Source organism: Streptomyces sp. NPDC048659, from assembly GCF_040650575.1.
Classification (GTDB): Bacteria; Actinomycetota; Actinomycetes; order Streptomycetales; family Streptomycetaceae; genus Streptomyces.
The window spans coordinates 1-4,261 of the sequence record NZ_JBEZHM010000132.1; the positions used below are offsets into that span (position 1 = coordinate 1).

Genomic DNA, 4,261 nt, shown 5'->3' on the forward strand with positions numbered 1-4,261 from the left:
ACGGCGGAGTACTTCGTCCCGACCGTCAGGCTGACGGTCTTGCCCGCGCCGACCTTGCCCCGGGTGACACCGGTGCCGTCCCGGGTGTCCATGAGGCGCTTGGGCTGCATGCCGGTGAAGACGGAGCCGGTGTCCTTCTTGAAGTAGCCGGCGACGTCGGCGAGGAGGTCGACGGTGCCGGCGCGGTTGTAGAAGGTGACCTTGCCGTCCTTGACGGGGACGACGACCAGGTTCGGGACGGTCTGGCCCGCGACGAAGTTGAGGTTCGACGCGGCCGTGCGGGGCGTTCCGTACGGGTAGACCGAGATGAAGCCGGCCGCGGTCGGGTTGGTCGCGGTCACGTTGAGGACGACGGCGGTCGCGTCCGGTTCGGTGACGGGCAGGGTGACGGTGCCGTTCGCGTCGACCTTGGCCTTGGCGACGCCGGTGCCGTTGCGGGTGTCCATGAGCCGCTTCGGCGTGACGGGCTGGTAGTGCGAACCGGCCGTGCCCTCGGTGTAGTAGCCCGCGACGTCGGCGAGCAGGTCGACCGAGCCGGAGCGATTGTAGAACTCGATGCTGCCGTCGACGACGGGCACTGTGACGAGGTTGGCGCTGGTCTGGCCCGCCTTGAAGTTGAGGTTCGAGGCGGAGGTGCGCTGGCTGCCCGACGGGTAGACGGAGACGAAGCTGCCGGCCGTCGCGTTGGTCGCGGTCACGTTCAGGACCACCGCTGTCACGCCCGTGGCCGGGACTCCGGCGGTGCCCGTGACCTTGAGAGAGGCGGCCCAGTCGGCGTTGACCTTGCCCTTGGGGACGCCGAGGCCGGAGCGGGTGTCCATGACGCGGGTCGGGGCGATGGGGGTGTAGGTGCCGGGGAGGGTGGTGAGGCCGACGTCGAACGACTCGACCTCGCCGAAGGTGCTGAGAGTGGCGCCCACGCCGTTGGCGGGCCGCGCGGTCAGGAAGTACGTGTAGAAGCCGTTCTCGACGCCGCGGCCGAGTTCGTCACGGCTGTCCCAGTCGATCGCGACGCCGGCGCCGTTCCCGCTGGCGCCGCGGTAGGTGCGGACGGTCTTGCCGGACCTGTTCTTGATCTCGACGCTCCAGGCGCCGACGGCCCGGGACGTGCGCCAGCGGAGTTCGCTGGTGCCGCCGGAGATCATCCGCAGGCTGTCGTCGAGCAGGGCGAACGGCTGGGCGGCGACGGGGACGCGCTTGACGTGGATGTTCTTCTCGGCGTCGACGAAGGCGACGTTCGCGCCGAACTTGTCCACGGTCCAGGCGGTCCCGCGCCCCTCATCATCCGCCCAGGCGGGGACGGTGGCGAAGTCCGTGGTCACGCCGGTGGTGGCGTTCGTCAGCAGCAGCTTGTGGGCGGTGCGGTCGTGGCGGACGACGAAGCCGTCGCCGAGCAGCGATTCGCCCACCGGGACGGCGACGTTCTTCTTGAGCGTCCGGTCGTAGACCCCGGCCTTCGCCTCGGCCGCGCAGGCCCAGTACAGCCACCGGCCGACGGCCTGCAGCTCGGAGGGCACGCAAGCGGAGCCCAGGTTCAGCGCCGGGGAGGTAGTGCCCGTCTTCATGTCGTAGGCGTTGACCGTGCCCTTGGCCGGTGCGGGCTTCCACACCTGACTGCCCCACAGCGCAGCGGCGGAATTGACGAGGGTGAGCCGGACCTCGTTCTTGTGCATGCTGTCGATGTCGAGATCGGCAGCGTAGGTCGTGTCACCGCTCTTCACCAGGACGTAGCGGCCGGCGCCGTCCACGACGGTTCCGGACCCGGGCAGCGCGGTGTAGCGGTAGGAGGAGTCGTCCGTGGGCGCCTGGACCGAGTTCGCGGTGCCGTAGGCCGAGTTCCCGTCGCCGAGGGACCGCAGCCCGTTCGGGGCGGTGAAGGGCCGGAAACGCAGTCGGGGCGCGGTGGCGGAGGGCGTGCCGGTCGAGCTCGTGTCAACGTCGAAGAGAGCGGGCTGCCTGCCCCAGGTCGAGTTGGCCAGGTAACTGAGCCGGCCGCCGCCCAGGGCGAGGCCGCTGTACACCGCGGGGTGCGCGGGGATCTTGCGCGCGATGGCCGCCCGGAGGGAACCGTCCTCGGCGGCGGTGATGCGCTGGATCGCCCAGTCGGCGGGGCTGGAGCCGCCCACGGCGAGCACGCTGCCGTCCGTCCCGGCTACGAGGCTGGTCGTCGCGGCCGGCAGGAGGTCCGTCACGGCCCCGCCGCCGAGGGGCATCGACCCGAGCTTCTGCCGGAGCACCCCCTGATCATCGTAGGACGGGGCGGACTGGACGAACAGGGCGTGAGTGCCGACCACGGCGAACTCGATGCCGGGGGAGCCGTTGACATAAGGGGCGACCGTCTTCACCGGCGTGGCCGAGGCATCCGAGCGGGGCACCGTGTACAGGGTGGTGCCTGTCCAGCCCAGGACCTGGTCCGTGCCGAGCCGCAGGGAGCGCAGCTGGTCGAACGCCTCCGGAAGCCGGGTGAGCGTCGCCGACGCGTAGTCGAGCAGGAAGCGGGCGGGCCCGGTGGAGAAACGGATGACCGCGCCCCGGCGGTCCCGCTTGAGGAAAGACGCCGTCCCGGCGCCATCGGGGAGACCGGTCACCGGGGTATCGGTGGTAGTACCGCCCACGGAGCGCACCAGGGTGAGCCCGGTGGTCGTGCCGTCCTGGACGGTGCTGGTGACGATGGAGTCGTCCGAGTAGAGGCCGAACCAGCTCCCGTTCGTGGGGATGGGGATCGGGGTCTTGGCCTGGCTGGCGATGTCGACCACGGTGACGGCGCCGAAGGCGGTGGTGACGTAGAGGCCGGAGTGACCGCTCTGCGCCGTGGCGGGCAGCGTGGTCGTCTCCCCGGTGGCCGAGTCCGTCCACAGCACGTCGGTCGTGCCGCCCTGCTGGTAGGCGTAGCCGGTGTCTCCCGCCTGGTACACGCTCGCCCCGCGCGGCGGGAAGGAACCCGGGTCGGGAACGACGACCTCGTCGGAGGCAGGGGAAGTGTCGGCGGCCACGGCGGCAGGGGCGGTCGCTGCGGCCAGGCCGGCCGTGATGCCAAGGGCGGTCGCGGCGGCAAGCGTTCCGCGCATGCGAACGCGGGCGCGGGTGAGTGCGGTCAAGAGAGGTCCCCTCCGAAGTCCTGATCAGACAGAGGACGGGTGGCCTTCGCTCGCGCGTTCTCCGCGCGGCCCCCTCGGGCACTTCCCATCCGAAAACGTGATCGTAACAGGGGCTCCACCTGCACCGGAAGAGATTTCGAACGAGTTCAGATGACCTGGGTCGCGCCCCATGTCGGCGGCGTCCTCGCCTGAGGTTCGTGCGCGGTCGCCTCCGGCGTGGTCTCGGCGGCCGGTTCCTCCCCGGCCGTGCCGCCGGGCCGTGCCGCCGACCTGCTCCTGCGTCTCGACCGCGTCGGCAGCCAGTGCTACACCCTGGCTGCCCGGAGCGGGTAGGCGCTCTACACAGTTCGTAACCACCTCTCATGAAGAGCGCCAAGATCAACCTCGCCCACGACACAAGCGGCCGGTCCACCTCCGCCTGGGCCTACCCGCCGCCACCGGGGAAGAGCCGGACCGGGCCGCGGCCCGTCAGGAGGTCTGCGTGTCGTGCCTCCTCCTACGGAAGGGCCCCGCGCCGTGCGAAGTACGCGGGGCTGCCCTCGTGCCCACCCGTCCTGGGGGTGTCCCGTGACCGTACGACGCGGCCGGCCTTCCGGCGCCTGAGGGCGGGCCGTACGGGGTACGGCGACGTGCGCTCGTGACCGTCAGAACGCCGGGCCTGGCGGGCCAGACCCCGTGGTCGGCCTCGTACGTCGGGCACAGCGACGGGCAGGCATCTCTAGTGCCCGGACCATCGTCGCCTCAACCCAGTGCTACGGCGTACTTCTGCCGCCTGGGTCCTCTCCGCCGCAAGGCCGTGGAGTGCGGTGGCGAGGTTGTTGCGGCTGGTGAGGGTGTCGGGGTGGTCGGGGCCCAGGACCCGGACGTGGGCGTCGAGGACCTGCTGGTGAAGGTCCGCCGCCTCCTGCACCCGCCCAAGGTCATGGAGCGCGGTGGCCAGGTTGTTGCGGCTGGTGAGGGTGTCGGGGTGGTCGGGGCCCAGGACCCGGACGCGAGCGTCGAAGACCTGCTGTTGAAGGTCCGCCGCCTCCTGCACCCGCCCAAGGTGACGGAGCGCGGCGGCGAGGCTGTTGCGGCTGGTGAGGGTGTCGGGGTGGTCGGGGCCCAGGACCCGGACGCGAGCGTCGAAGACCTGCTGTTGAAGGTCCGCCGCCTCCTGCACC

General features: G+C 71.2%; 2 protein-coding genes. Both read right to left on the reverse strand.

All coding sequences use genetic code 11. From position 1 onward, the window contains the following. Positions 1–3,068 (reverse strand): FlgD immunoglobulin-like domain containing protein (locus tag AB0C99_RS39515; RefSeq protein ID WP_362485319.1); only part of this gene is annotated, 3,068 nt, incomplete at its 3' end. A 748-nt stretch (positions 3,069–3,816) separates the two neighbouring features. Then, a partial coding sequence (locus AB0C99_RS39520) for a tetratricopeptide repeat protein (protein ID WP_362485322.1) occupies positions 3,817–4,261 on the reverse strand: 445 nt, incomplete at its 5' end.